This window comes from Streptomyces sp. NPDC002054, from assembly GCF_040296685.1.
GTDB lineage: Bacteria > Actinomycetota > Actinomycetes > Streptomycetales > Streptomycetaceae > Streptomyces.
The window spans coordinates 179,339-200,815 of record NZ_JBEOXT010000007.1 but is presented as its reverse complement, the minus strand read 5'-3'; the positions used below and the strand labels follow the sequence as shown (position 1 = coordinate 200,815).

Here is a 21,477-nt window from a genome sequence, read left to right as displayed (position 1 = left end):
AAATCTCACAGCACGGAGGGTGACCATTCCCCACCCACCGTCTCGGTATCCGGATGCCAATTGCTGACAGCGGCTGTCGCATTCGTATTCGGACCGAACCGGCCCGGCCGGACGAGCCGGTCACTTCTTCCAGATGCTCGCCCGCAGGCCCGTGCCGTCCGCTCCGGTGAGGGTCAGGGTGCGGTCCTTGACCGTGTGGTGCAGGGGGCCGGAGGCGAACAGCGCCGACAGGGCCTTCTCGACCTCGCCGGCCGGGCCGGTGCAGGCCATCCGGGTGGCGGCGAGCGGCCCGAAGGTGAGCCGCGGACCGTCGATCACGGCCTTCCCGGTGAACCGGTTGCAGCCGAGGCTGCCACTGGCGCTGCCGTCGGCGGCGATGGTGAACTCGGCCCGGCCTTCTGCGCCTGCCGGGACGGAGGACACTGTCTCGCCCCGGACCAGCGAGTCCACCACCCACCGGCTGCCGGTGAGTGCGGTCGGCGCCGTCGGAGGCACATCGGTGAGCTCGATCCGGTCGCCGCCCGACGCGGTCAGGGTGAGCCGGCCGTCCTGCCGGCCGATCTCCAGCCTGCCCTTGAACAGCCGGGCGAACGCGTTCTCGAACTCCAGGGCGTCACAGGCCATCTCGGTGGTGGGGCCCGGGGTCACGGTCATGGCCGTACCGTCGATCACCAGGTCGGCGCCGAGGCCGTTGCAGCCGTAGTTACCGGTGGCCTTGGTGCCGTTCTCATCGAAGGCCACCGCGGCCTGCGGCGGCCCGGTCAGGGTCCGGCCCCCGACCGTCAGGCTCTGCACCGACCAGCTGGTGCCGGTCAGTTTCACATCGGAGACCGATCCGCCCGCCTGGGTACCGCCGCAGGCGGTGAGGGCGAGTACGGCGGCCAGGGAAAGGGCGAGCGGCACACGGCGGGGAATCCTCATGCCGCTCTGACGCGCCCACCCCGCAACCGGTTCCGCCCGTTCCGCCACCCTCCGCAATCGGCCCTCCGCGATCAGCTCATCACCGGCAGCAGGGCCGACAGGTCCGCCCGCTCCCCACTGGCGCTGACCCGGGCGTCCTCGAGGGCCTCGGCCCACCCGGTACGCCCGGTGGCGAGCCGGATCCAGGTCAGCGGGTCGGTCTCCACCACGTTGGGCGGGGTGCCCCGGGTGTGCCGGGGCCCGGCCACGCACTGGACCACGGCGAACGGCGGAATCCGGACCTCCACCGAGCCGCCGGGAGCCTTGACCGCCAGCGCATCGGCGAGCAGCCGGGTACAGGCGGCCAGCGCCTGCCGGTCGACGGGGATGTCCAGGCCGGCGGCGCGGTTCAGGTCGTCGGTGTGCACCACCAGTTCCACGGTCCGGGTGACCAGGAAGTCGGCGAGGGTCATGTCCCCGATCCACAGGTCCAGCACCCGGCTGCCGGGGCTGGCCTCCAGCGCCTCGGCCAGCCGGGCGCCCGCCCGCTCGTACAGCTCGGGCAGCGGGGCGCCGGTCAGGGTCTCCCGGGCGGCCTCGGAGATCTTCCCGGCGAGCGAGGCGGTGGCGGAGGGCCACTCGACGGCGGCCAGCTCGGCGACGGCGGCGGGAGGCCGGGCCAGGCCCCGGGCGAGCGAGTCGGCGATCCAGGCGACGTGTGCGGCGAGTTCGGCCACGCTCCACTCACCGAGCCCGCTGGGCCGTGCGAGCTGCTCGGGGGTCAACTCCCCGACGGCCCGGGCCACATGTCCGAACTGCGCGGTGACCGCGGCGCGGATCTTCGCCTGGTCGTACGTACGCGGCTTCTTCCTGGCGGGCGGCATGCCCCGACCCTACTCGGGCCCGGCGGGCGCGCGCCGAGGCCCCGCCCACACCGTGGACGGGGCCTCGTACAGCCGGGAACGATCAGGCCAGCAGGGCCGGGATCGTCGCCTCGTGGGCCTCGCGGAGCTCGGCGAGCGGGATGGTGAACTCGCCCTGGATCTCGATCTCCTCACCGTCCACCACACCGATGCGGGCGGCCGGCAGCCCCCTGGCCCCGCACATGTCGGTGAAGCGGAGCTCCTCGCTGCGCGGGACGGCCACGATGGCCCGGCCCGCCGACTCGGAGAAGAGGAAGGTGAACGCGTCCAAGCCCTCCGGGACCACGATCCGCGCACCGTTGCCGCCGCGCAGGCAGGACTCGGTGAGCGCCTGGATCACGCCGCCGTCGGACAGGTCGTGCGCGGCGTCGATCATGCCGTCGCGCGAGGCGGAGATCAGGATCTCCCCCAGCAGCTTCTCGCGGCCCAGGTCCACCTTCGGCGGCAGGCCGCCGAGGTGCTGGTGGACGACCTCGGACCAGGCCGAGCCGCCGAACTCCTCGGCCGTGTCGCCCAGCAGGTACAGCAGCTGGCCGGCCTCCGCGAACGCCATCGGCGTACGGCGGTTGACGTCGTCGATCACACCGAGGACCGCCACGACCGGGGTCGGGTGGATGGCGGTCTCGCCCGTCTGGTTGTAGAGGGAGACGTTGCCGCCGGTCACCGGGGTGCCCAGCTCCAGGCAGCCGTCCGCGAGACCGCGGCAGGCCTCGGCGAACTGCCACATGACGCCCGGGTCCTCCGGCGAGCCGAAGTTCAGGCAGTCGGAGATCGCGAGCGGCTTGGCGCCGGTCGCGGCGACGTTCCGGTAGGCCTCGGCCAACGCCAGCTGCGCGCCCGCGTACGGGTCGAGCTTGGCGAAGCGGCCGTTGCCGTCGGTGGCCATGGCCACGCCGAGGTTGGTCTCCGCGTCGATCCGGACCATGCCGGCGTCCTCGGGCTGGGCCAGCACCGTGTTGCCCTGCACGAAGCGGTCGTACTGGTCGGTGACCCAGGACTTCGACGCCTGGTTCGGGGAGGAGACCAGCGCCAGCACCTGCGCGCGGAGCTCCTCGGAGGTCTGCGGGCGCGCCAGCTTGCCCGCGTCGTCCGCCTGGAGGGCATCCTGCCACTCGGGACGGGCGTACGGGCGGTGGTAGACCGGGCCCTCGTGGGCGACGGTGCCCGGGGGCACGTCCACGATCTGCTCGCCGTGCCAGAAGATCTCCAGGCGCTCGCCCTCGGTCACCTCACCGATGACGGTGGCGATGACATCCCACTTCTCGCAGATCTCCATGAACCGCTCGACGTACTGCGGCTCCACGATCGCGCACATGCGCTCCTGCGACTCGCTCATGAGGATCTCCTCGGGCGAGAGCGTCGCATCGCGCAGCGGGACGGTGTCCAGCTCGACCCGCATGCCGCCGGAACCCGCGGAGGCCAGCTCGCTGGTGGCGCAGGAGAGCCCGGCGCCGCCGAGGTCCTGGATGCCGGCGACCAGCTTCTCCTTGAAGATCTCCAGGGTGCACTCGATGAGGAGCTTCTCCTGGAACGGGTCGCCGACCTGCACGGCGGGGCGCTTGGTGGGCTTCGTGTCATCGAAGGTCTCGGAGGCGAGGACCGAGACGCCGCCGATGCCGTCGCCGCCCGTGCGGGCGCCGTAGAGGATGACCTTGTTGCCGGGGCCGGAGGCCTTGGCGAGGTGGATGTCCTCGTGCTTCATCACGCCGATGCAGCCGGCGTTGACCAGCGGGTTGCCCTGGTAGCAGGAGTCGAAGACGACCTCGCCGCCGATGTTGGGCAGGCCCAGGCAGTTGCCGTAGCCGCCGATGCCCGCGACCACGCCCGGCAGGACGCGCTTGGTGTCGGGGTGGTCGGCCGCGCCGAAGCGGAGCGGGTCCACAACGGCGACCGGGCGGGCGCCCATGGCGAGGATGTCGCGGACGATGCCGCCGACGCCGGTGGCCGCGCCCTGGTAGGGCTCGATGTACGAGGGGTGGTTGTGCGACTCGACCTTGAAGGTGACCGCGTAACCCTGACCGACGTCGACGACACCGGCGTTCTCGCCGATGCCGACGAGGAGGGCGGTGTTCTCCGGGGCCTTCTCGCCGAACTGCTTCAGATGGACCTTGCTGCTCTTGTACGAGCAGTGCTCGGACCACATGACCGAGTACATGGCGAGCTCGGCGCCGGTGGGGCGGCGGCCGAGGATCTCGCGGATCCGGTCGTACTCGTCCTCCTTGAGGCCGAGTTCCTTCCACGGCTGGGCCGCGTCCGGGGTCTCCGTGGCGTGCTTGACGGTGTCGAGGGTCATGCGCTTACCAGCTTCTTCAGGACCGACGTGAAGAACGGCAGGCCGTCGGTGCGGCCCGTTCCGATCAGCGGCTCCACCGCGTGCTCGGGGTGCGGCATGAGGCCGACGACGTTGCCCGCGGCGTTGGTGATGCCGGCGATGTCGCGCAGCGAACCGTTCGGATTGACGTCCAGGTACCGGAAGGCCACGCGGCCTTCGGCCTCCAGCTCGTCGAGCGTGCGCTCGTCGGCGACGTAACGGCCGTCCATGTTCTTGAGCGGGACGGAGATCTCCTGGCCCTGCTCGTAGTCCCCGGTCCAGGCGGTGTCCGCGTTCTCGACGCGGAGCTTCTGGTCGCGGCAGATGAAGTGCAGGTGGTTGTTGCGGAGCATCGCGCCGGGCAGCAGGTGGGCCTCGGTGAGGACCTGGAAGCCGTTGCAGATACCGAGGACGGGCATGCCCGCCTTCGCCTGCTCGATGATCGTCTCCATCACCGGGGAGAAGCGGGAGATGGCGCCCGCCCGCAGGTAGTCGCCGTAGGAGAAACCGCCCGCGAGGACCACCGCGTCGACCTGGTGCAGGTCCTTGTCGCGGTGCCAGAGCGAGACGGGCTCGGCGCCCGCGAGGCGGACGGCGCGCAGCGAGTCGCGGTCGTCGAGGGTTCCGGGGAACGTGACGACACCGATGCGAGTGGTCACGACCCGGACTCCACCTTGACGACGAAGTCTTCGATGACGGTGTTGGCGAGGAACGTTTCGGCCATCTTGTGGATGCGGTCGAGGGCGGCCTGGTCGACCGGCCCCTCCACCTCGAGTTCGAAGCGCTTCCCCTGGCGGACGTCGGCGATCCCCTCGAAGCCCAGGCGCGGCAGTGCACGCTGCACCGCCTGGCCCTGAGGGTCGAGGATCTCCGGCTTGAGCATGACGTCGACTACGACGCGTGCCACTGGCACTCCCGAGTGGTGGTTGGTGCGAAGGCGGTTCCCTCAGCGTACCCGTCCCAAATTTCTACGCGGGTAGATATCATGCGCTTCACCAACGCTTCGCAAAATCCACCGGAAAACCACCGGCCCGGGATTGCGGCGGGACACGCGGAGAGAATTAACTGAGCTTCGCAATACGCGAGAAATCGCGGTACAAAGGAATCCCCGGGGATTGCCCCGGAAAGCAGCATTGTTACGAAACATCCACACAGTCGACATCGCCGCACGTCAGCGCGCGGGGAAGTCGCGCGAAGGGACCGATATCCGTGGCGCAGCGCGTAGTAGTCACGATCTCCGACGACCTCGATGGCGGAGAAGCGGCGGAAACGGTCGCGTTCGGTCTGGACGGTAAGTCGTACGAGATCGACCTCAATCTCGCCAACGCAAAGAAACTGCGTAAGAGCCTCGCCCCTTACGTGGCAGCCGGACGCCGGCGGGCGCGCTCCGGGAAGGCGTACAAGCACACCTCGCTCGCGCCGGACCCGGCGGTGGTGCGCGCCTGGGCGCGCTCCAACCAGCTCGACGTGCCCCCGCGCGGACGCATCCCCAAGAAGATCTACGAGGCGTACAACGAGGCCCACTGACCCCCGATTTGCCAACCACCCCATCCGATCCGCTAGTGTGTGGATCACGCCGAGGGGCAAGGCCGCAGGTCACAACCCCGAAGTCGTGCGGGTGTAGTTCAGTAGCAGAACATCCCCCTTCCAGGGGGAAGGCGCAGTGTGCGATTCCTGTCACCCGCTCTGCATCGCTTTGCCAACCACTCCGGTGGATCAGGTAGAGTGGTGGTCGCACCGCCGGTGCACCTCTTCATCGAGAGTGTGGCGAGTGTCTGCATGCGGACGTGGCTCAGTTGGTAGAGCATCACCTTGCCAAGGTGAGGGTCGCGAGTTCGAATCTCGTCGTCCGCTCAGAGAGAAGACCCCGGTCATTGCGACCGGGGTCTTCTGCGTTTCCCGGACGTTTCCGGACGTCTCCCGGATCTTGCATGACATTTGTCATCGGCGCTCATGACAGCGCGCACTGCTGCGGCTCCGGATCCGGCTCGATTCTGGATCCATGACCAACACCGACCAGTCCGTGATCGAAGTCGAGGAGCTGCGCCGCGGCTACTCGGGGGGCTTCGAGGCCGTCCGCGGCATCTCCTTCTCCGTCGCCCGGGGCGAGATCTTCGCCCTGCTCGGCACCAACGGCGCGGGCAAGACCTCCACCGTGGAACTGCTGGAGGGACTGGCGGCGCCGAGCGGGGGCCGGGTCCGGGTCTTCGGCATGGATCCGTACCGGGAGCGGGCCGCGGTCCGGCCGCGGACCGGGGTGATGCTCCAGGAGGGCGGGTTCCCCTCCGACCTTTCGGTGGCCGAGACGGTACGGATGTGGGCCGGCGTGACCAGCAAGGCCCGGCCCGGCGCCGAGGTGCTGGAGCTGGTCGGTCTCGCCGGCCGGGCCGCCGTCCGGGTGAAGCAGCTGTCCGGCGGCGAGCGGCGGCGGCTGGACCTGGCGCTGGCCCTGCTGGGGCGGCCGGAGGTGCTGTTCCTCGACGAGCCGACCACCGGCATGGACCCGGAAGGCCGCCGGGACACCTGGGAGTTGGTCCGACAGCTGCGGGACCAGGGCACCACGGTGCTGCTGACCACGCACTACCTGGAGGAGGCGGAGGAGCTGGCAGACCGGCTGGCGATCCTGCACGAGGGGGAGCTGGTGCTGTCCGGCAGCCCGGCCGAGGTGGCCGCCACCCGCCCGGCCCGGATCAGGTTCACCCTGCCGGAGGGGATCGGCCCCGCCCTGCTGCCGCTGTCGCTGCACGCGGGCGCCGAAGGCCGGCGGGTGGAGATCCGGACCGACCGGCTGCAGGCCTCGCTGACCGAGCTGCTGCGCTGGGCCGAGCAGGAAGGGGTGGAGCTGGCCGGGCTGGACGCCAGGTCCGCCTCGCTGGAGGAGGCCTTCCTGGAGCTGGCGCGGAGCCGCCGGGCCGTTGAGGGCCCCGCCGCTGCCGGGGCCCATCACACCGACCGCAGCCACACCGACCGCAACGACACCCTGGCGGGGATCCGATGAACACGCTGACCCTGAACCCCGGCCGGCTCTTCGCACTCGGCCGGTCCGAGCTCACCCTGCTGATCCGCAACCGGGCCGCACTGTCCGTGGCCCTGATGATGCCGCTGGTGATGGTGTTCGTCCTGCGGTCCTCGCTCGGCGAGTTCGAGCTCGACGGCGGCGCGGCGGCGATCGGTGAGGCAACGCTGACCGGCGGCATCGGCATGGTGCTGGTCCTCGTCGTCTATATGAACCTGGTCTCGGCGTACGTGGCCCGGCGCGAGGAGCTGGTGCTGAAGCGGCTGCGCACCGGCGAGGCGAACGACCTGGAGATCCTGGCCGGCAGTGCCCTGCCCGCGGCGGCGCTGGCCCTGCTGCAGGTGGTGGTGCTCACGGTGGCCGGGGCCGCCGCCCTGGACGTACGGACCCCGCAGAACCCGCTGCTGCTGGTGGCGGCCGTGCTCGCGGGCATCGTGCTGCTGGCCGGCCTGTCCGCGGTGACCAGTGCCTTCACCCGCAATGTGGAGAGCGCGGGGCTGACCACGCTGCCGCTGTTCCTGATCACCTCGGTGGGTTCCGGGCTGTTCGTGCCGCTGGAGACCCTCCCCGACAAGCTCGCCTCGGTGTGCGAACTGCTGCCGCTGACCGGGGTGATGACCATGGTGCGGGCCGGTTGGCTGGGCACCGCGGACGCCGGGGGTGCCGGTGGCGCCGGGGATCTCACGACCGCGGCCGTGGTCACGCTGGCCTGGATCGTGATCGCCGTGTTTGCTGTGCAGCGTTGGTTCCGGTGGGAACCGCGCCGCTAGATCGATCGGGGGACGGGCCGTGTCGAAGCTGACCGGGTGGTGGAGCGGCCGTGGCAGTGCGGCCAAGGTGGAGCTGTACACACGGTGGTCCTTCCACAGCTTCGCGCTGGTGGAGGTCACGGCGATCGGGCTGGGCGCCCTGGCCGGCGCCGGGCAGCCCGTCGCGGCGGACCTGGTCGCCGGGGTGCTCGTCCTGGCGCACGCCGTGCTGTGCGCGGTGGTCTCCTCCCGGGCGCTGGACTGGCTGCTGGACCGGGCGGAGCGGCCGGTCCGCCCGGCCCTGGCCCTGGCCCTGCTGAGCGGTGCGTCCACGCTGTACTTCCTCCTCGTGCACACGCAGCAGCGAGGGGACGGCGACGCCAATCCGGCACCCACCCTGGTGTCGGGCGTGGTCGTCTTCGGGCTGGGCGCACTGACCCTGTGCCTGCGCCGGATGCGGCGGATGCTCTACCTCGTACCGGCCACGGCGGTGGTCACCGGGCTGGCCGCATTCGCCGTGGGGCTGCCCCTCCCCGACTCGCTCGGGTACATGGTGGGCCTGCTGCTCGGCTGTGCCCTGATCACGTTCACCTGCGGGTTCTCCGCGTGGCTGGTGAAGACCGTGTGGGAGCTGGACCGTTCGCGGGAGCTGGGGGCGCGGCTGGCGGTGGCCGAGGAGCGGCTGCGGTTCGGCCGGGACCTGCACGACGTGATGGGCCGGAACCTGGCGGTGATCGCGCTGAAGAGCGAGCTGGCGGTGCAGCTGGCGCGGCGCGGCCGGCCGGAGGCGGTGGACCAGATGGTGGAGGTGCAGCGGATCGCGCAGGAGTCGCAGCGCGAGGTGCGGGACGTGGTGCGCGGCTACCGCGAGGCGGACCTCGCGGTGGAGCTGGACGGGGCGCGCGGGGTGCTGCGGGCGGCCGGCATCGACTGCCGGGTGGAGCTGCGGGACCGGCGCGAGCTGCCGGCTCCGGTGCAGTCGGCGCTGGGCTGGGTGGTCCGGGAGGGCACCACCAATGTGCTGCGGCACGGGGACGCGCGGAGCTGTGTGATCCGGCTGGCGCCGGAGGGGGACGGCGGCGGCCTGGCCCTGGTCATCGAGAACGACGGGGTGCCGGCCGAGCCGGCGGGCCGGCCCGGGTCGGGTCTGGCCGGGCTGCGGGAACGGCTGGCCGCACTGGGTGGCACGCTGGAGGCCGGGACGGTCGCGGGGGGCCGGTTCCGGTTGCGGGCGGGCATTCCGGAAGAGCGGTTGCGGGTGGAGATGGCGGAGATTCCTGAACAGGGGGTGCGGGCGTGAGCGTGAGCTGCGTACGTGTGCTGCTGGCCGACGACGAGCATCTGATCAGGGGTGCGGTCGCCGCGCTGCTGGCACTGGAGGACGACCTGCTGGTCGTCGCGGAGGCCGCCTCCGGGCCGGAGGCACTGGCGATGGCCCGGGCACACCGGCCGGACGTGGCGGTGCTGGATCTCCAGATGCCGGGGGCGGACGGTGTGAGTGTCGCCACAGCCCTGCGGGCCGAACTCCCGGACTGCAAGACCATGATCGTGACCAGTCACGGCCGCCCGGGGCATCTGAAGCGGGCCCTGTCCGCGGGGGTGCGGGCCTTCGCCCCGAAGACCGTCTCGGCCCAGAAACTGGCCGAGATCATCCGGACCGTGCACGGCGGAGGGCGTTATGTGGACCCGGAGTTGGCGGCCGACGCGATCAGCGCCGGGGACTCCCCGCTGACCGCACGGGAGGCCGAGGTGCTGGAACTCGCGGCGGACGGGGCGCCTATCGCGGAGATCGCCGAGCGGGCGGCGCTGTCCCAGGGGACGGTCCGGAACTACCTGTCGGCGGCGGCTGCGAAGCTGGGTGCGGAGAACCGCCATGCGGCAGTGCGTCTCGCACGCGAGCGAGGTTGGGTATAGTGGTTCTCGCGCTACGGCGCATGCGGACGTGGCTCAGTTGGTAGAGCATCACCTTGCCAAGGTGAGGGTCGCGAGTTCGAATCTCGTCGTCCGCTCAGATCAAGAAGGCCCCGGTCATTCGACCGGGGCCTTCTTCGTGCCTCAGGAGCCGTTCGCCGGGCCGCTGTGGGTCCAGTGCTGGCCGGTGAGCCGCTCGTACGCCTCGATGTACTTGGCCCGGGTCTGCTCGACGATCTCGGCGGGCAGGGCGGGCGGGGGCAGTTCGGCGGTGCGGTCCCAGCCGGAGGCGGGCGAGCTGAGCCAGTCCCGTACGAACTGCTTGTCGTACGAGGGCTGGGCGCGGCCGGGCTGCCACTGGTCGGCCGGCCAGAAGCGGGAGGAGTCGGGGGTCAGCACCTCGTCCGCGGCGACCAGGGTGCCGGCCCCGTCGAAGCCGAACTCGAACTTGGTGTCCGCGAGGATGATCCCGCGCTCGCGGGCGATGTCCCGGGCCCGGCCGTAGACGGCGAGGGTGGTCTGGCGCAGCAGGGCGGCCGTCTCGGCGCCGACCTGGTGGGCGACCTCCTCGTAGGAGACGTTCTCGTCGTGCTCGCCGACCTCGGCCTTGGTGGCCGGGGTGAAGATCGGTGCGGGCAGCTCGGAGCCGTCCACCAGGCCCTCGGGGAGGGCGAGTCCGCAGACCGTGCGGGTCTGCCGGTACTCGGCGAGGCCGGAGCCGGTCAGGTAGCCGCGGGCCACGCACTCGACCGGGACCATGTCCAGGCTCTTGCAGATGAGGGTGCGGCCGGCCCAGTCGGCGGGGGCGCCGGCCGGCAGGTCGGTGCCGATGACGTGGTTCGGGACGAGGTCCGCGAGCTGGTCGAACCACCAGAGGGAGAGCTGGGTGAGGACCCGGCCCTTGTCCGGGATCTCGGTGGGCAGCACCCAGTCGTAGGCGGACATCCGGTCGCTGGCGACCATGACGAGCCGGCCCGCCTCGTCACGGTAGAGGTCACGGACCTTGCCGGTGTGGAGGTGGACGAGGCCCGGAACCTGAACCGGCTCGGGCTTTTCGACGAATCCGGACACGGGGCCTCCCTGTGGTTCTGTATGAAGCACACCGATTCTCCCGCACCGGGGGGACCGATCGGCCTCGGGGGTCCGTGGCGTCAGTCGCGTTTGCAGATCCGGTCGAGGAGATTGGCCGTGGCCCGCTGGACCCGCTCGTCGACATGGCCGGGCCGGTCGAGCGCCGGGGACCAGGCGAAGGTGCCGGAGGCGAAGACCAGGGCGCCGCTGGGCGCGCGGTAGAGGGAGGTCTCCTGGTGGCGGCGGTGGCCGTCGCCGTCCTCGTACGGGGAGTGGGCGAGCAGGATCCGGTCCTGGTGCTCGGGGAGCTGGGTGCGGGGGAAGTAGCGGTCGGCCTCGCCCGCGACCAGGCCGTCGAGCTCGTCGTTCTCGACGGCTCCGGTGGATTCCCACAGCCAGTGGCCGGCGTTGCGGACGATCAGCGGGGCGGGTTCGGGGACGCGGCCGGCGTACTGGATGCCGAGCAGCTGCTGCTCGGGGCGGTCCACCTCGCGCCACAGGGCGGTGCGGCCGGGGCCGCGACGTTTTCGGCAGGTGAGCAGCCGGTCGGGCACCCCCGAGGGGGAGGGGCTGAGTTCGACCTGCCAGTACATGGTGTTGGCGGAGAGAAAGACCAGCGAGGTGCCGCGGTCGCGGGCGCGCTCGGCGGTGCGGCGCATGGGCACCGACCAGTACTCGTCGTGGCCGGGGAAGACCAGGCCGCGGTACCGGGTCGGGTCGATGCGGCCCGCGTGCAGGTCGCGGGTGTCGGCGTAGGCGAGGTCGTAGCCGTAGCGCTCGGCCCAGCGGATGAAGTCGTAGGCGTGGCCCACGTGGAGGGGCAGGCCGGCTCCGGCGTAGGGGCGGTCGAAGGAGACGGTGATCGCCGCGTCCGCCTCGCCGAGCAGCCGGCCGTCCTCGTCCCAGGCGTGGTAGAGGCTGGCGCCGGTGTGGCCGTCCTCGGGATAGAGGTTGTAGGCCTGCCAGGTGATGTCCGGGAGCAGGAGCAGCAGATCGGCGGGGTGGTCGTCCCTGACCGTGAAGGGGATGTGGGAGCGGTAGCCGTCGGCGGTGGTGAGGACGGCCACATAGGCGCCGACGTTCCAGTAGCCGGGGACCTGGAGCCGCCAGGACAGCCACCAGTGGTGACAGGAGACCGTGCGGTCGGCGGTGAGCGGGGCGGGCTGGACGATCCCGGAGAGGCGGGGGCTCGAGTGGATCTTGGAGGCGCCGTCGCCGCCGTAGTGCCCGATCCGGTAGATGTCGACCGAGAACTGCTGGGGCGGATCCACGGTGATGTGGAAGTCGATGGCGCCGCCGGGGGTGACGGCCCCGGTGGAGGCGAAGCCCTTGATCTGCCGGTGCACGTCGTCGGCGGTCCGGGGGCCGTTGGTGCGCTCGCGGGGTGCCGGGATCCGGCCCGCCGGGATCCGGCCCGATCCAGTCGATCCGGTCGCGGCCGGGTCTACGTACCAGGGGACCACCTGGCCGGTATCGCCGAAGTACAGCTCGCTGCCCCGGAACCACGGGAGGGGTCCCTGGCCGAAGGGGTCGCTCACCGCGTGCGCGAGCGCACCCGATTCCCACCGCCGGATCTGGTCCGCAGCCATTCCGCTCCCCTCCCTCGCTCCCCCGGACGTTTCTGACTCGATGTGGCGCGGAGTTCGTCCGCGACCGGTCCCAGCACATCACATAACGCACGCACTCCGTCACCGTTCGTCGTGAATTGACCTGAGCGGATCTAAACCCTCCGTTTAACGGTCCGCCCGGGGGTGGCGGGGGTGGCACGGGTGGCGGAGCAGGTCCCCTGGTGCGGGCCCGATGCGGACCGGAACCGAGGCCGGGGCCAGGGTCAAGCCGGGGCCAGGCCAAGGCCGGCCCGTGGCGCGGGCCGGGGTGCCGGGCCGGCGGGTCAGACCAGCCGGACCGGCTTCTCCGGGCGGACGCCGAGCTCCGCGAGCCAGTCCCGCAGCGGCTCCGGGTCCCCGTCCTCCACCAGCGACAGCACCCGCGGGGCCAGGTCGGAGCGGCGCTCACCGCCGACCAGCAGCACCGGCCCGTCGAGCCAGTCCAGGCCGGGGCCGGCCCCGGCGGAGTCCACCGCGGCACAGCAGACCATCGCCGTGACGTGGTCGGCCAGCAGGTCCCGGCCGGTCCGCGGCGGCTGCAGCGGGAACAGCGGTACGGCATCCGCGCCGCGCGCCTTCGCCGCCTCGGCGCCGGCCGAGCGCTCCTCCCGCGCCACGTCGTGGCCGAGCCGTCCGGCCAGGGCTTCCCCGGCCGAGCCGTCCCGGTCGGCGAGGTACCCGATCACCCGCTCCAGGGTGGGCCCGGCCAGTACGTCGGCCACCCCGGCCAGGGTGCCGGTGCCGGTCCCGGGTCCGGTGTCGCCGGTACGTCCGGTACGGGCCGGGAGACCGGGATCGCCGGTGCGGGCCGACCCCCCGGAAGGAACCGCCAGCGCATCCAGGGCGGCATGGAGCCGGGCCGCCTCGGTCCGCCATTTGCGGTCGACCACCTCCTCCGGGTACGCCGCCCAGTCCACCGGGGACCAGTCCGGGCCGGCCTCCGCAGGACCGCCGTGGAACAGGCGGGCCGCCAGCAGCGAGGCCGCCTCGTCGATCACACCGGGCCGTTCCAGCAGGTCACAGGCCGGGCGCTCGCCCAGCCGCGAGGTGAATCCGTCGGCGAGCCGGTCCCGGCGGGACAGCTCGGTCAGCGCCGAGACCACGCCCGCGTCCAGGTGGGCCGGCCAGCGGCCCATCCGCCAGGCCGGCAGCGCCACCCGGGTCAGCAGCCGGTCCCAGCCCGCATAGGCGAGGCCGACCTGCTCCTGGGCGACGATCCGCAGCCCGTAGTCCACGCTCTGGGCCCGCTCCGAGGCGGCTGCGGCCACCCCGCGCTCCATCTCCGTGGCATCCGCCCGGCACAGCCGCAGCAGCAGCCTGGCGGGGCGGGCGATCCAGCCGAGCCCGCGACGGTTGCCCACGTCCACGGCGGCATCCAGCCCGCGCACGAAGCGGCGGGCCTCCGCTATGTCCGGCTGCGCCGAAGGACCCGTACCGGCGACGACCGGGGCCAGCACGGCCCGCAGCTCGCCCACCCGCATCCACCACAGGAACGGGGAGCCGATGACGAGCACCGGGGCCGCCGCCGCGGGGTCGTTGACCGCGGGGGATATCCCGCGGCGCACGTGTGCCGCATGGGTGCGGTCCTCCAGCCAGCTGTCGCAGTCGGGGGTCAGCGCTATCGCGGACGGCACCGGCACCTCCAGCCGCTCGGCCAGATCACGCACCATCCGGTAGAGATCGGGGGCGGCCGACTCGGACACCGGCACCGTCGGCGTCACGGCCGGACTGGCCCGCAGCACCACGGCGGCGAAGATCCCGCCGGTCAGCAGCACCAACACGGCGACGGCGCACACGACGAGGGTCACGACGGGCCAGGGGTCCCCGGCCAGCCGCCCCGTCATCCGGGCGGCCACCAGCACCACCGCGAGGGCGGCGGGCAGCAGCGCGACGGCCAGAGCCCTGCTGCGCACCCGCAGCACGGCAAGGGCCCGGTGGCGCGCGGACAGCGCACCCACCTCCATGGTCGAATCCATGGTCGAACCGGTTCCGGACACGGCCGGACCTCACCCCCTCTGCCCTGTGGCGGCTTTGCTCACTCCCCCACTGTGACACTCGCCACTGACATCGCAATGCCGGTGGGCCAAGTGCCGGAACCAGCTCCGGAATGCTTGCGCCGCACCCTAGTTGGGGTGTGGGCGGCCGTCAGGCGAAGGGCACATCGATCACCCGATGGAATGGCTTTGGGTAAAGCTGGCTGCGTTCGAAGGCGGCCGGATGCCATCGCACGCGCGGGCCCGGGCGCAGCTGGTGCGCACCGGGCCCGCGTCGCAGGTCTCCGTTTCAGCCGGCTTCAGCCCTCGGGCTCCGTGCCGGTCGGGGCGGTCGGGGCGGGCCAGCGCCCTTCGGCCGCCTTGGCCGCGATGTCCGTGCGGTGCTGGGAACCGGCCAGCTTGATCCGCCCCACCGCCTTATACGCCCTCTCGCGGGCCTCCGCCAGATCGGAACCGGTCGCGGTGATGGAGAGGACCCGGCCGCCCGCACTGAGGATGCTGCCACCCTCCTGGCGGGTACCGGCGTGCAGGACGTACGCCTCCGGGCCGTCCTGGGCCTCGACCTCGTCCAGGCCCTCGATCGGGTCGCCGGTGCGCGGGGTGCCCGGGTAGTTGTGGGAGGCCACAACCACGGTGACGGCCGCGTCCTCGCGCCAGTTCAGCGGCGGTTCGGCGTGCAGGGTGCCGTTGGCGGCGTTCAGCAGGACGCTGCCCAGCGGCGTGCGCAGCCGGGCCAGCACCACCTGGGTCTCCGGGTCGCCGAAGCGCGCGTTGAACTCGATCACCCGGACTCCGCGGGAGGTGATCGCGAGGCCGGCGTAGAGCAGGCCCGAGAAGGGGGTGCCGCGGTGGCGCAGCTCGTCGACGGTGGGCTGCAGGACGGTGGCCATCACCTCCTCGACCAGCTTGGGGTCGGCCCAGGGCAGCGGGGAGTAGGCGCCCATGCCGCCGGTGTTGGGGCCTTCGTCGCCGTCGAGGGCGCGCTTGAAGTCCTGGGCGGGCTGCAGCGGGAGCACGGTGACGCCGTCGGTGATGGCGAACAGCGAGACCTCGGGGCCGTCCAGGTACTCCTCGATGACCACGCGGTCGCAGGCCAGCGCGTGCTCGCGGGCGGCGGTGAGGTCCTCGGTGACGACGACGCCCTTGCCGGCGGCCAGGCCGTCGTCCTTGACCACGTACGGGGGGCCGAAGGCGTCGAGGGCGGCGTCGATCTCCTCGGCGGTGGTGCAGACGTAGCTGCGGGCGGTCGGCACGCCGGCGGCGGCCATCACACCCTTGGCGAAGGCCTTGGAGCCCTCCAGCTGCGCGGCCTCGCCGGACGGGCCGAAGACGGGGATGCCGGCCGCGCGGACGGCGTCGGCGACCCCGGCGACCAGCGGCGCCTCCGGGCCGACGACGACCAGACCGGCGCCGAGCTCACCGGCCAGCCGGGCCACGGCGTCGCCGTCGAGGGCGTCGACCTCCCGCAGCTCGGCCACGTCCGCGATCCCCGCATTACCGGGGGCGCAGTAGAGCGCGGTGACGTCGGGGTCGAGGGACAGAGAGCGGCACAGGGCGTGTTCGCGGGCGCCGCCGCCGATGACGAGGACCTTCACGGGGTGCAGCCTAGCCCGCGCGGCGGTGTGCCCTTCGTGCGGCCACCCAATCCGGGGCCGCTTACTCGTTTGTATATTCCTCCACCACGGTGGCCCCGAGCTCGCGCACGATCAGGTCGTGACCGGTGAGCGCGCTCTCGACCAGATCCGGGTCATCCGCTTCCGGTACGTCGTCCTCGGGGGCCACCGGAGCGGGTGCCGCCGGGGCGGCCGACTCTGGTCGGGGCGGGGCCTGGGCGGGTGCCGGGGCCTGGGAATGGGCCTGGGCTTGGGCGGACGGTGGGGTGTACGTGGGGGAGGGCGGGTTCTGGGCCGGGGCCTGGGCGGGCGGCGGGGTGTAGGCGGGCGCGGCCGGGGCGGCGTACCCCCCGGCGGCCGGGGCCGGTGCGGCACCGCCCACCACGGCCTCGATCTTCCAGTGCACCTGGAACTGCTCGGCCAGCACCGCCTTGAGGACGTCTTCGCTGCCGCTGCTGGAGAAGTTGTCCCGGGCCCCCGGGTTGGGGAAGCCGAGCTGCAGGGTGGTCCCGTCGAAGCCGCTCACCTGGGCGTTCTGGCTGAGCAGGATCCAGGTGAACCGGCGGCGGTTCTTGACGGCCTCCAGGATGCTCGGCCACATCGCCTGGACCTGCCCGGCACCGGCGGCCATGCCGGGCGCCGCCGCTGCGGGGGCGGCAGCCGGGGCCGGGGCGGGAGCAGCGGCCTGCTGCGGGGCGGGCGCGGCGGGAGCGCCGGAACCGGGCTGGGCAGCACCGGGCCAGGCCCCGGGCTGCGCCGCTCCGGGCCATGCGCCGGGCGCGGGGGCGGCCGGGGCGGCGGCCGGGGCCGCGGGAGCCGCCGGCTCGGCGGGAACACCGGCCCCCGGAACCGCGGCTCCGGGCCAGGCCCCGGGGGCAGCCGGAGCAGCCTCGGGCTGCGGGGACGCGGGAGCGGCGGCGGGGACGGGAGCAGGACTCACGGCTTCCGGAGGTCCGGCGGGTCCGGCGGGTCCACCGGACCCGGCGGCCTGCGGCCGTACCGCGGCGCGGGCAGCCGCCGGACCGCCACCGGGAGCCATCTGCTGCGCCGGCGCGACCGGCGCCATCGCATGGGCCTCTGGCCCGGGCGCGTACCCCATGGCCGGTCCGCCCACCGGCGGCACGGCCATCGCCATACCGCCGCGCTCCAGCCGGTCGAGCCGGGCCTGGAAGGAACGCTCATCGTCGAAGGCCGCGGGCAGCAGCACCCGCGCACAGATCAGCTCCAGCTGCAGCCGGGGCGAGGTGGCCCCCCGCATCTCCGTCAGCCCGGTGTTGACCAGGTCGGCCGCCCGCGACAGCTCGGCCGCGCCGAACACCGAGGCCTGCGCCTGCATCCGCTCGACCACATCCGCGGGCGCGTCGATCAGGCCCTTCTCCCCCGCGTCCGGGACCGCGGCCAGGATCACCAGGTCCCGCAGCCGCTCCAGCAGGTCGGCGACGAACCGCCGGGGGTCGTTCCCGCCCTCCACGACCCGGTCGACCACCTCGAAGGCCGCGGCACCGTCCCCGGCCGCGAACGCGTCCACCACCGAATCCAGCAGCGAGCCGTCCGTATATCCGAGGAGCGAGGTCGCCATGGCATACGTCACACCGGCTTCGCCGGCACCGGCCAGCAGCTGGTCCATGACGGACATCGAGTCACGCACCGACCCGGCACCGGCCCGCACCACGAGCGGCAGCACCCCGTCCTCGACGGGAATGCCCTCGCGCCCGCAGACCTCGGCCAGGTACTCCCGGAGCGTCCCGGGCGGGACCAGCCGGAAGGGATAGTGGTGCGTCCGGGACCGGATGGTCCCGATGACCTTCTCCGGCTCGGTCGTGGCGAAGATGAACTTGAGGTGCTCCGGCGGCTCCTCGACCACCTTCAGCAGGGCGTTGAAGCCCGCCGAGGTGACCATGTGGGCCTCGTCGATGATGTAGATCTTGTACCGGCTGCTCGCCGGCCCGAAGAACGCCTTCTCCCGCAGGTCACGGGCGTCGTCCACACCACCGTGCGAGGCGGCGTCGATCTCGATGACATCGATCGAGCCCGGGCCGTTCCTGGCCAGGTCACGGCAGGACTGGCACTCCCCGCAGGGCGTCGGCGTGGGACCTTGCTCACAGTTCAGGCAGCGGGCGAGGATGCGCGCGCTGGTCGTCTTTCCACAGCCGCGCGGCCCGCTGAACAGGTACGCGTGATTGACCCGGTTGTTCCGCAGGGCCTGCATCAGCGGGGCAGTGACATGCTCCTGCCCGATGACCTCGGCGAACGACTCGGGGCGATAGCGGCGGTACAGCGCAAGGGACGACACGCTTACGAGGTTATCCGGGCCCACCGACAACAGGCGGCCACCAGCCACCAGAAACGCAAGCGCCCCCCACGCACCCGCCAGAGCCCACTTACCCTTGCTGCCTTCCGGCCCTGGGGGAGTTGGGTGAGATAGCGCCACGTGAGGGGCTGACCCCACCCTAGCGGATGAACGCCCCTGGAATCGAGCCGCACCCCCCGCACACCCCTCGCGCGCTCCCGCCCGACGATCACGTTCGCGAGCACCCCTCAACGTCTTGTATTGTTTGCGGCGGAGGATTCGCCTAGTGGCCTAGGGCGCACGCTTGGAAAGCGTGTTGGGGGCAACCCCTCACGAGTTCGAATCTCGTATCCTCCGCCAGTGCCTCACCGGGCACGATGTCGAAGAGCCCCACCGCTTGCGGTGGGGCTCTTCTTCGGTTCCGTTGGCCTCCACCCTGCCTTGCGCTCCTTCGCGCCGTTGGCAGCCGCATCATCACCGCTGAGCACGGCATCGGGCTTCTTGACGAGGCCTGGACCGCCTGGCCTCAGGTCAGCACATGAGCCAGGACCACGACACGGCACTCGACAGCATCAACAAGGCCCTGCCTCGCCTACCCTCGCTCGGCAACCGCGGAAGCGAACAGACAAGGCACACGCCGTGTTCACCGCAGCGCAGGCAGTAGCCAGACTTGCGCCTGTAGCGGTTGCCGCCGTGCGCGTAGCGGGCCGCAGCCGATTCCGGTGGACCGACCTCACTCTGCCGCCGCAGGGCCGAGCGCCAGCGACGTCCAAGCCGCCCACGCACGGACCTGCAACTCGACCCGCCCTACCTTGATGCCTCGTGTCACCTGTGCGATGCGAAACACGCCTTCACTCTCTCCCGCATCCACGGTGTGATGCCCGCGTAGGCCCCGGTGGCCAAGCCGAGGCGCCCGGTGGCACCCCACAAGGAACCTCACGAGATATACTGGACCCCACATTTGATATCAGGAGGCGTACATGAGTCGGACTGTTATCGACCTGGACGACGACCTGGTCGCGGACGTGGCCAAAGCCCTCGGGACGAGCACCAAGAAGGAGACCGTCAACACCGCTCTTCGCGAGGTGTTGGAGAGTCGGCGTCGCGCCCTGGCTCTCGCCCGGCTGCGGGCCGCGGCGGGCGACGGCGCCTTTGATCTGGAACTGTTCGAGAACAAGGAGAACTACCGCCGGTGAACTCGGCCCAGTTCCTGATCGACACCAGCGCGCTCGCGCGGTTCATGCACAGGGAAGCGGAGCAGTACGGCTGGGACCAGGCCGCCGCAGCCGGACTCATCGCGACCTGCCCGATCACCGAGCTCGAGTTCTTCTACAGCGCACGGTCAGCTGCCGACCGGGCACGCGGCATCGAGGACATGCGGCTGATCTTCGGCTGGGTTCCCGTCGACGACCGCGCCTACGACCGCGCCTGGCAGGTGCAGGAAACCCTCACCAAACAGGGGAAACACCGAAGTGCCGGAGCTGTCGACCTGGTCGTCGCCGCGACCGCTGAGCTGCAGGGGCTCACCCTGCTCCATCGCGATCACGACTTCGAGTGCATCGCCGCCGTGACCGGGCAAGCCCTCCAGTGGTACGGCCCGGAACACGGCAAGTAGGTCAGAGCCCCACCGCTTGCGGTGGGGCTCTTCGCGTTTCCTGGCTCCGGGCGGAGATGCAGAGCGGGAAGAAAGCGATGGTGCTACGTTCATTAGCACCATGTTGCTGAGACTGGACACCGCAGACAGTCGGCCCCTGCACGAGCAGGTGGCGGGCGCGATTCGGCGCGCCATCGCCGATGGCGAGTGCGGGCCGGGGGACCGGCTGCCGCCCGCCCGCGATCTCTCCCGGGCCCTCGGCGTCAACGCCAACACCGTGCTGCGGGGCCTTCGGGCCCTTCGGGACGAGGGAGTGCTGGACTTCCGGCGGGGCCGCGGGGTGACGGTCGCCGAAGGCGCGGATCAGCGGTCCGAACTGCTGGAGAGTGCACGCCGGCTGGTCGCCGACGCAGCGCGTCAGGGCTACAGCAAGAGCGATCTCATCGAACTGATCAGGGGGCTTTCGTGAACGGTCCTGCAAAGCGGGCGAACAGTGCGCGGTGGGGCGCGGCCATAGCGGCCATATGGGCGGCCGGCGTTCTGGCCGCACTGGCCGCTCTTCCGCCGGCCGCGAGCAGTCGCCTGCCGGAGCGTCTGGCCACGCACTGGAGCAGGGAGTCACCCGACGGTGCGATGCCGTTGTGGGCGGCATCACTGTTCCCGGCACTGATCTGGGCCGTCCTGGCCTTGTCCGTCGGCGTCGCGGGCCGGCGGGGTGGCCCGGCCGCGCGGCCGTGGGCCGCCGCGACGCTGTTGTCGGGAGGCGTGTTCCTGGCAGGCGTACAGGCGTCCGTCGTACGCGCCAACCTGGACCGGGCCGAATGGAGCGACGCCGGCTCGGTGGACACCGGGGTCACCATCACGGCCGTGGCCGCGATGGCCGCCGGCGTGCTCGGGTGGCTGGCAGGCCGCCGCGGCGCCGTCCGGCCGCCGGCGACGGAGACCGGCGGCGCCGGCGGCGCGATGAAGATGGAGATCCCCGAGGGGGAACGATTCGTCTGGCTCTCCCGTGCGGCAAACCCGTGGCTTCACCTCACCGCCGCCCTCACCGGCCTCGTGGCCGTGGCCGCCGCGCTCGCTGCCGCGGGCGGGCTGATCGGCCTGCAGTGGGCACTGATCGCACCGTTCGGGATCGCCTCGGCCCTCACGCTTTTCTGCTCGTCCGTGCAGGCGCGGGTGACGGAGACGGGCCTGGACGTGGCCTTCGGCCCGTTCGGCTGGCCCGTGCGCCACTGGGCCGCCCAGGACATCGAGTCGGCGCGGGCGGAGTCCCGGACACCGGCACAGGTCGGCGGCTGGGGCTACCGGCTCAGCGGCCTGGGCACGACCGTGATGCTCCGGGCCGGCGAGTGCCTGGTCATCCACCCCCGCAGCGGTCCGGAGTTCGCCGTGAGCGTCGACGACGCCGAGCGCGGCGCGGCACTGCTCAACACCGTTTCCGCCCGGAGGGCGGGCCTGGCGTAACCGCTGAACGAGCCGACGCCCAAGGGGGATCCTC

Annotated in this window: 19 protein-coding genes, 4 tRNA genes and 1 other RNA gene; 13 read left to right on the top strand and 11 right to left on the bottom strand. The window is 72.0% G+C overall.

Features of this window, described 5'->3' with window-relative positions:
- Nucleotides 1-120: 120 nt before the first annotated feature.
- The 5 genes from ABT123_RS09060 to purS form a co-directional block, all read right to left on the bottom strand.
- The gene (locus ABT123_RS09060; protein ID WP_351311291.1) at nucleotides 121-903 is read right to left on the bottom strand and encodes an META domain-containing protein; all 783 of its coding nucleotides are present in this window, start codon (nucleotides 901-903) and stop codon (nucleotides 121-123) included.
- An 89-nt stretch (nucleotides 904-992) separates the two neighbouring features.
- Nucleotides 993-1,784: a maleylpyruvate isomerase family mycothiol-dependent enzyme gene (locus tag ABT123_RS09055; protein ID WP_351311289.1), complete on the bottom strand. Its 792-nt coding sequence runs from the start codon at nucleotides 1,782-1,784 to the stop codon at nucleotides 993-995.
- A gap of 82 nt (nucleotides 1,785-1,866) precedes the next feature.
- The gene (gene purL, locus ABT123_RS09050) at nucleotides 1,867-4,116 is read right to left on the bottom strand and encodes a phosphoribosylformylglycinamidine synthase subunit PurL (protein ID WP_351311287.1); all 2,250 of its coding nucleotides are present in this window, start codon (nucleotides 4,114-4,116) and stop codon (nucleotides 1,867-1,869) included.
- On the bottom strand, nucleotides 4,113-4,793 hold the full coding sequence (gene purQ / locus ABT123_RS09045; RefSeq protein ID WP_351311285.1) for a phosphoribosylformylglycinamidine synthase subunit PurQ: 681 nt from the start codon (nucleotides 4,791-4,793) through the stop codon (nucleotides 4,113-4,115). The genes purL and purQ overlap by 4 nt, the downstream gene beginning before the upstream one ends.
- Nucleotides 4,790-5,041, bottom strand: coding sequence for a phosphoribosylformylglycinamidine synthase subunit PurS (gene purS, locus ABT123_RS09040; protein WP_150208614.1), 252 nt, complete (start codon nucleotides 5,039-5,041; stop codon nucleotides 4,790-4,792). Before purS ends, purQ begins: the two co-directional genes overlap by 4 nt.
- A 302-nt stretch (nucleotides 5,042-5,343) precedes the next feature.
- Between purS and ABT123_RS09035 the strand changes: the two genes are divergently transcribed.
- From ABT123_RS09035 to ABT123_RS09000, 8 genes are all read left to right on the top strand, one after another.
- On the top strand, nucleotides 5,344-5,661 hold the full coding sequence (locus ABT123_RS09035; RefSeq protein ID WP_351311283.1) for a histone-like nucleoid-structuring protein Lsr2: 318 nt from the start codon (nucleotides 5,344-5,346) through the stop codon (nucleotides 5,659-5,661).
- Between the two features lie 87 nt (nucleotides 5,662-5,748).
- Nucleotides 5,749-5,820, top strand: a tRNA-Gly gene (locus ABT123_RS09030).
- Nucleotides 5,821-5,915: 95 nt separating this feature from the next.
- Nucleotides 5,916-5,988 (top strand) — tRNA-Gly (locus ABT123_RS09025).
- A gap of 148 nt (nucleotides 5,989-6,136) precedes the next feature.
- Nucleotides 6,137-7,132 carry an ABC transporter ATP-binding protein gene (locus ABT123_RS09020; RefSeq protein WP_351311281.1) on the top strand — a complete coding sequence of 332 codons (996 nt, stop codon included), beginning with the start codon at nucleotides 6,137-6,139 and terminating at the stop codon, nucleotides 7,130-7,132.
- Nucleotides 7,129-7,920, top strand: coding sequence for an ABC transporter permease (locus ABT123_RS09015; protein ID WP_351311279.1), 792 nt, complete (start codon nucleotides 7,129-7,131; stop codon nucleotides 7,918-7,920). Before ABT123_RS09020 ends, ABT123_RS09015 begins: the two co-directional genes overlap by 4 nt.
- A gap of 19 nt (nucleotides 7,921-7,939) precedes the next feature.
- On the top strand, nucleotides 7,940-9,199 hold the full coding sequence (locus tag ABT123_RS09010; protein ID WP_351311277.1) for a sensor histidine kinase: 1,260 nt from the start codon (nucleotides 7,940-7,942) through the stop codon (nucleotides 9,197-9,199).
- A gap of 2 nt (nucleotides 9,200-9,201) precedes the next feature.
- Nucleotides 9,202-9,813, top strand: coding sequence for a response regulator (locus ABT123_RS09005; RefSeq protein ID WP_351311275.1), 612 nt, complete (start codon nucleotides 9,202-9,204; stop codon nucleotides 9,811-9,813).
- A gap of 22 nt (nucleotides 9,814-9,835) precedes the next feature.
- Nucleotides 9,836-9,908, top strand: a tRNA-Gly gene (locus ABT123_RS09000).
- A 46-nt stretch (nucleotides 9,909-9,954) separates the two neighbouring features.
- Here the strand turns inward: ABT123_RS09000 and ABT123_RS08995 are convergent.
- The 6 genes from ABT123_RS08995 to ffs all read right to left on the bottom strand — a co-directional run bounded on the left by ABT123_RS08995 (nucleotide 9,955) and on the right by ffs (nucleotide 18,539).
- Entirely contained in the window at nucleotides 9,955-10,881 is a 927-nt protein-coding gene (locus tag ABT123_RS08995) for a phosphoribosylaminoimidazolesuccinocarboxamide synthase (protein WP_351311273.1), read from the bottom strand.
- Between the two features lie 80 nt (nucleotides 10,882-10,961).
- Nucleotides 10,962-12,470, bottom strand: coding sequence for a N,N-dimethylformamidase beta subunit family domain-containing protein (locus ABT123_RS08990; protein WP_351311271.1), 1,509 nt, complete (start codon nucleotides 12,468-12,470; stop codon nucleotides 10,962-10,964).
- A 302-nt stretch (nucleotides 12,471-12,772) separates the two neighbouring features.
- Nucleotides 12,773-14,464: a M48 family metalloprotease gene (locus tag ABT123_RS08985; protein WP_351311269.1), complete on the bottom strand. Its 1,692-nt coding sequence runs from the start codon at nucleotides 14,462-14,464 to the stop codon at nucleotides 12,773-12,775.
- A 317-nt stretch (nucleotides 14,465-14,781) separates the two neighbouring features.
- A complete protein-coding gene (gene purD / locus ABT123_RS08980; RefSeq protein WP_351311267.1) occupies nucleotides 14,782-16,077 on the bottom strand; it encodes a phosphoribosylamine--glycine ligase in 1,296 nt (431 codons plus the stop codon).
- Nucleotides 16,078-16,138: 61 nt separating this feature from the next.
- Nucleotides 16,139-18,388: a DNA polymerase III subunit gamma and tau gene (locus tag ABT123_RS08975; RefSeq protein WP_351311265.1), complete on the bottom strand. Its 2,250-nt coding sequence runs from the start codon at nucleotides 18,386-18,388 to the stop codon at nucleotides 16,139-16,141.
- A 52-nt stretch (nucleotides 18,389-18,440) separates the two neighbouring features.
- Nucleotides 18,441-18,539, bottom strand: an RNA gene (ffs, locus tag ABT123_RS08970) — signal recognition particle sRNA small type.
- Between the two features lie 118 nt (nucleotides 18,540-18,657).
- On the opposite strand from ffs, the gene ABT123_RS08965 reads away from it, so the two are divergent.
- The 5 genes from ABT123_RS08965 (at nucleotide 18,658) to ABT123_RS08945 (ending at nucleotide 21,443) form a co-directional block, all read left to right on the top strand.
- Nucleotides 18,658-18,745: transfer RNA gene (locus ABT123_RS08965), tRNA-Ser, on the top strand.
- Nucleotides 18,746-19,365: 620 nt separating this feature from the next.
- The gene (locus tag ABT123_RS08960; protein ID WP_023548893.1) at nucleotides 19,366-19,581 is read left to right on the top strand and encodes a type II toxin-antitoxin system VapB family antitoxin; all 216 of its coding nucleotides are present in this window, start codon (nucleotides 19,366-19,368) and stop codon (nucleotides 19,579-19,581) included.
- Nucleotides 19,578-20,000, top strand: a complete 423-nt coding sequence (locus ABT123_RS08955) for a PIN domain nuclease (protein ID WP_351311263.1) — start codon at nucleotides 19,578-19,580, stop codon at nucleotides 19,998-20,000. The genes ABT123_RS08960 and ABT123_RS08955 overlap by 4 nt, the downstream gene beginning before the upstream one ends.
- Before the next feature lie 100 nt (nucleotides 20,001-20,100).
- The gene (locus ABT123_RS08950) at nucleotides 20,101-20,448 is read left to right on the top strand and encodes a GntR family transcriptional regulator (protein WP_351311261.1); all 348 of its coding nucleotides are present in this window, start codon (nucleotides 20,101-20,103) and stop codon (nucleotides 20,446-20,448) included.
- Nucleotides 20,445-21,443, top strand: a complete 999-nt coding sequence (locus tag ABT123_RS08945; protein ID WP_351311259.1) for a DUF1648 domain-containing protein — start codon at nucleotides 20,445-20,447, stop codon at nucleotides 21,441-21,443. Before ABT123_RS08950 ends, ABT123_RS08945 begins: the two co-directional genes overlap by 4 nt.
- Nucleotides 21,444-21,477 lie beyond the last annotated feature (34 nt).

Bases quoted from the DNA above. Each gene is read 5' to 3' on its own strand.
- ABT123_RS09055 (WP_351311289.1), bottom strand. From the start codon at position 1,784: ATGCCGCCCGCCAGGAAGAAGCCGCGTACGTACGACCAGGCGAAGATC.
- purL (WP_351311287.1), bottom strand. From the start codon at position 4,116: ATGACCCTCGACACCGTCAAGCACGCCACGGAGACCCCGGACGCGGCC.
- ABT123_RS08985 (WP_351311269.1), bottom strand. From the start codon at position 14,464: ATGGATTCGACCATGGAGGTGGGTGCGCTGTCCGCGCGCCACCGGGCC.
- ABT123_RS08950 (WP_351311261.1), top strand. From the start codon at position 20,101: ATGTTGCTGAGACTGGACACCGCAGACAGTCGGCCCCTGCACGAGCAG.
- ABT123_RS08960 (WP_023548893.1), top strand. From the start codon at position 19,366: ATGAGTCGGACTGTTATCGACCTGGACGACGACCTGGTCGCGGACGTG.
- ABT123_RS09015 (WP_351311279.1), top strand. From the start codon at position 7,129: ATGAACACGCTGACCCTGAACCCCGGCCGGCTCTTCGCACTCGGCCGG.
- ABT123_RS08990 (WP_351311271.1), bottom strand. From the start codon at position 12,470: ATGGCTGCGGACCAGATCCGGCGGTGGGAATCGGGTGCGCTCGCGCAC.
- ABT123_RS09020 (WP_351311281.1), top strand. From the start codon at position 6,137: ATGACCAACACCGACCAGTCCGTGATCGAAGTCGAGGAGCTGCGCCGC.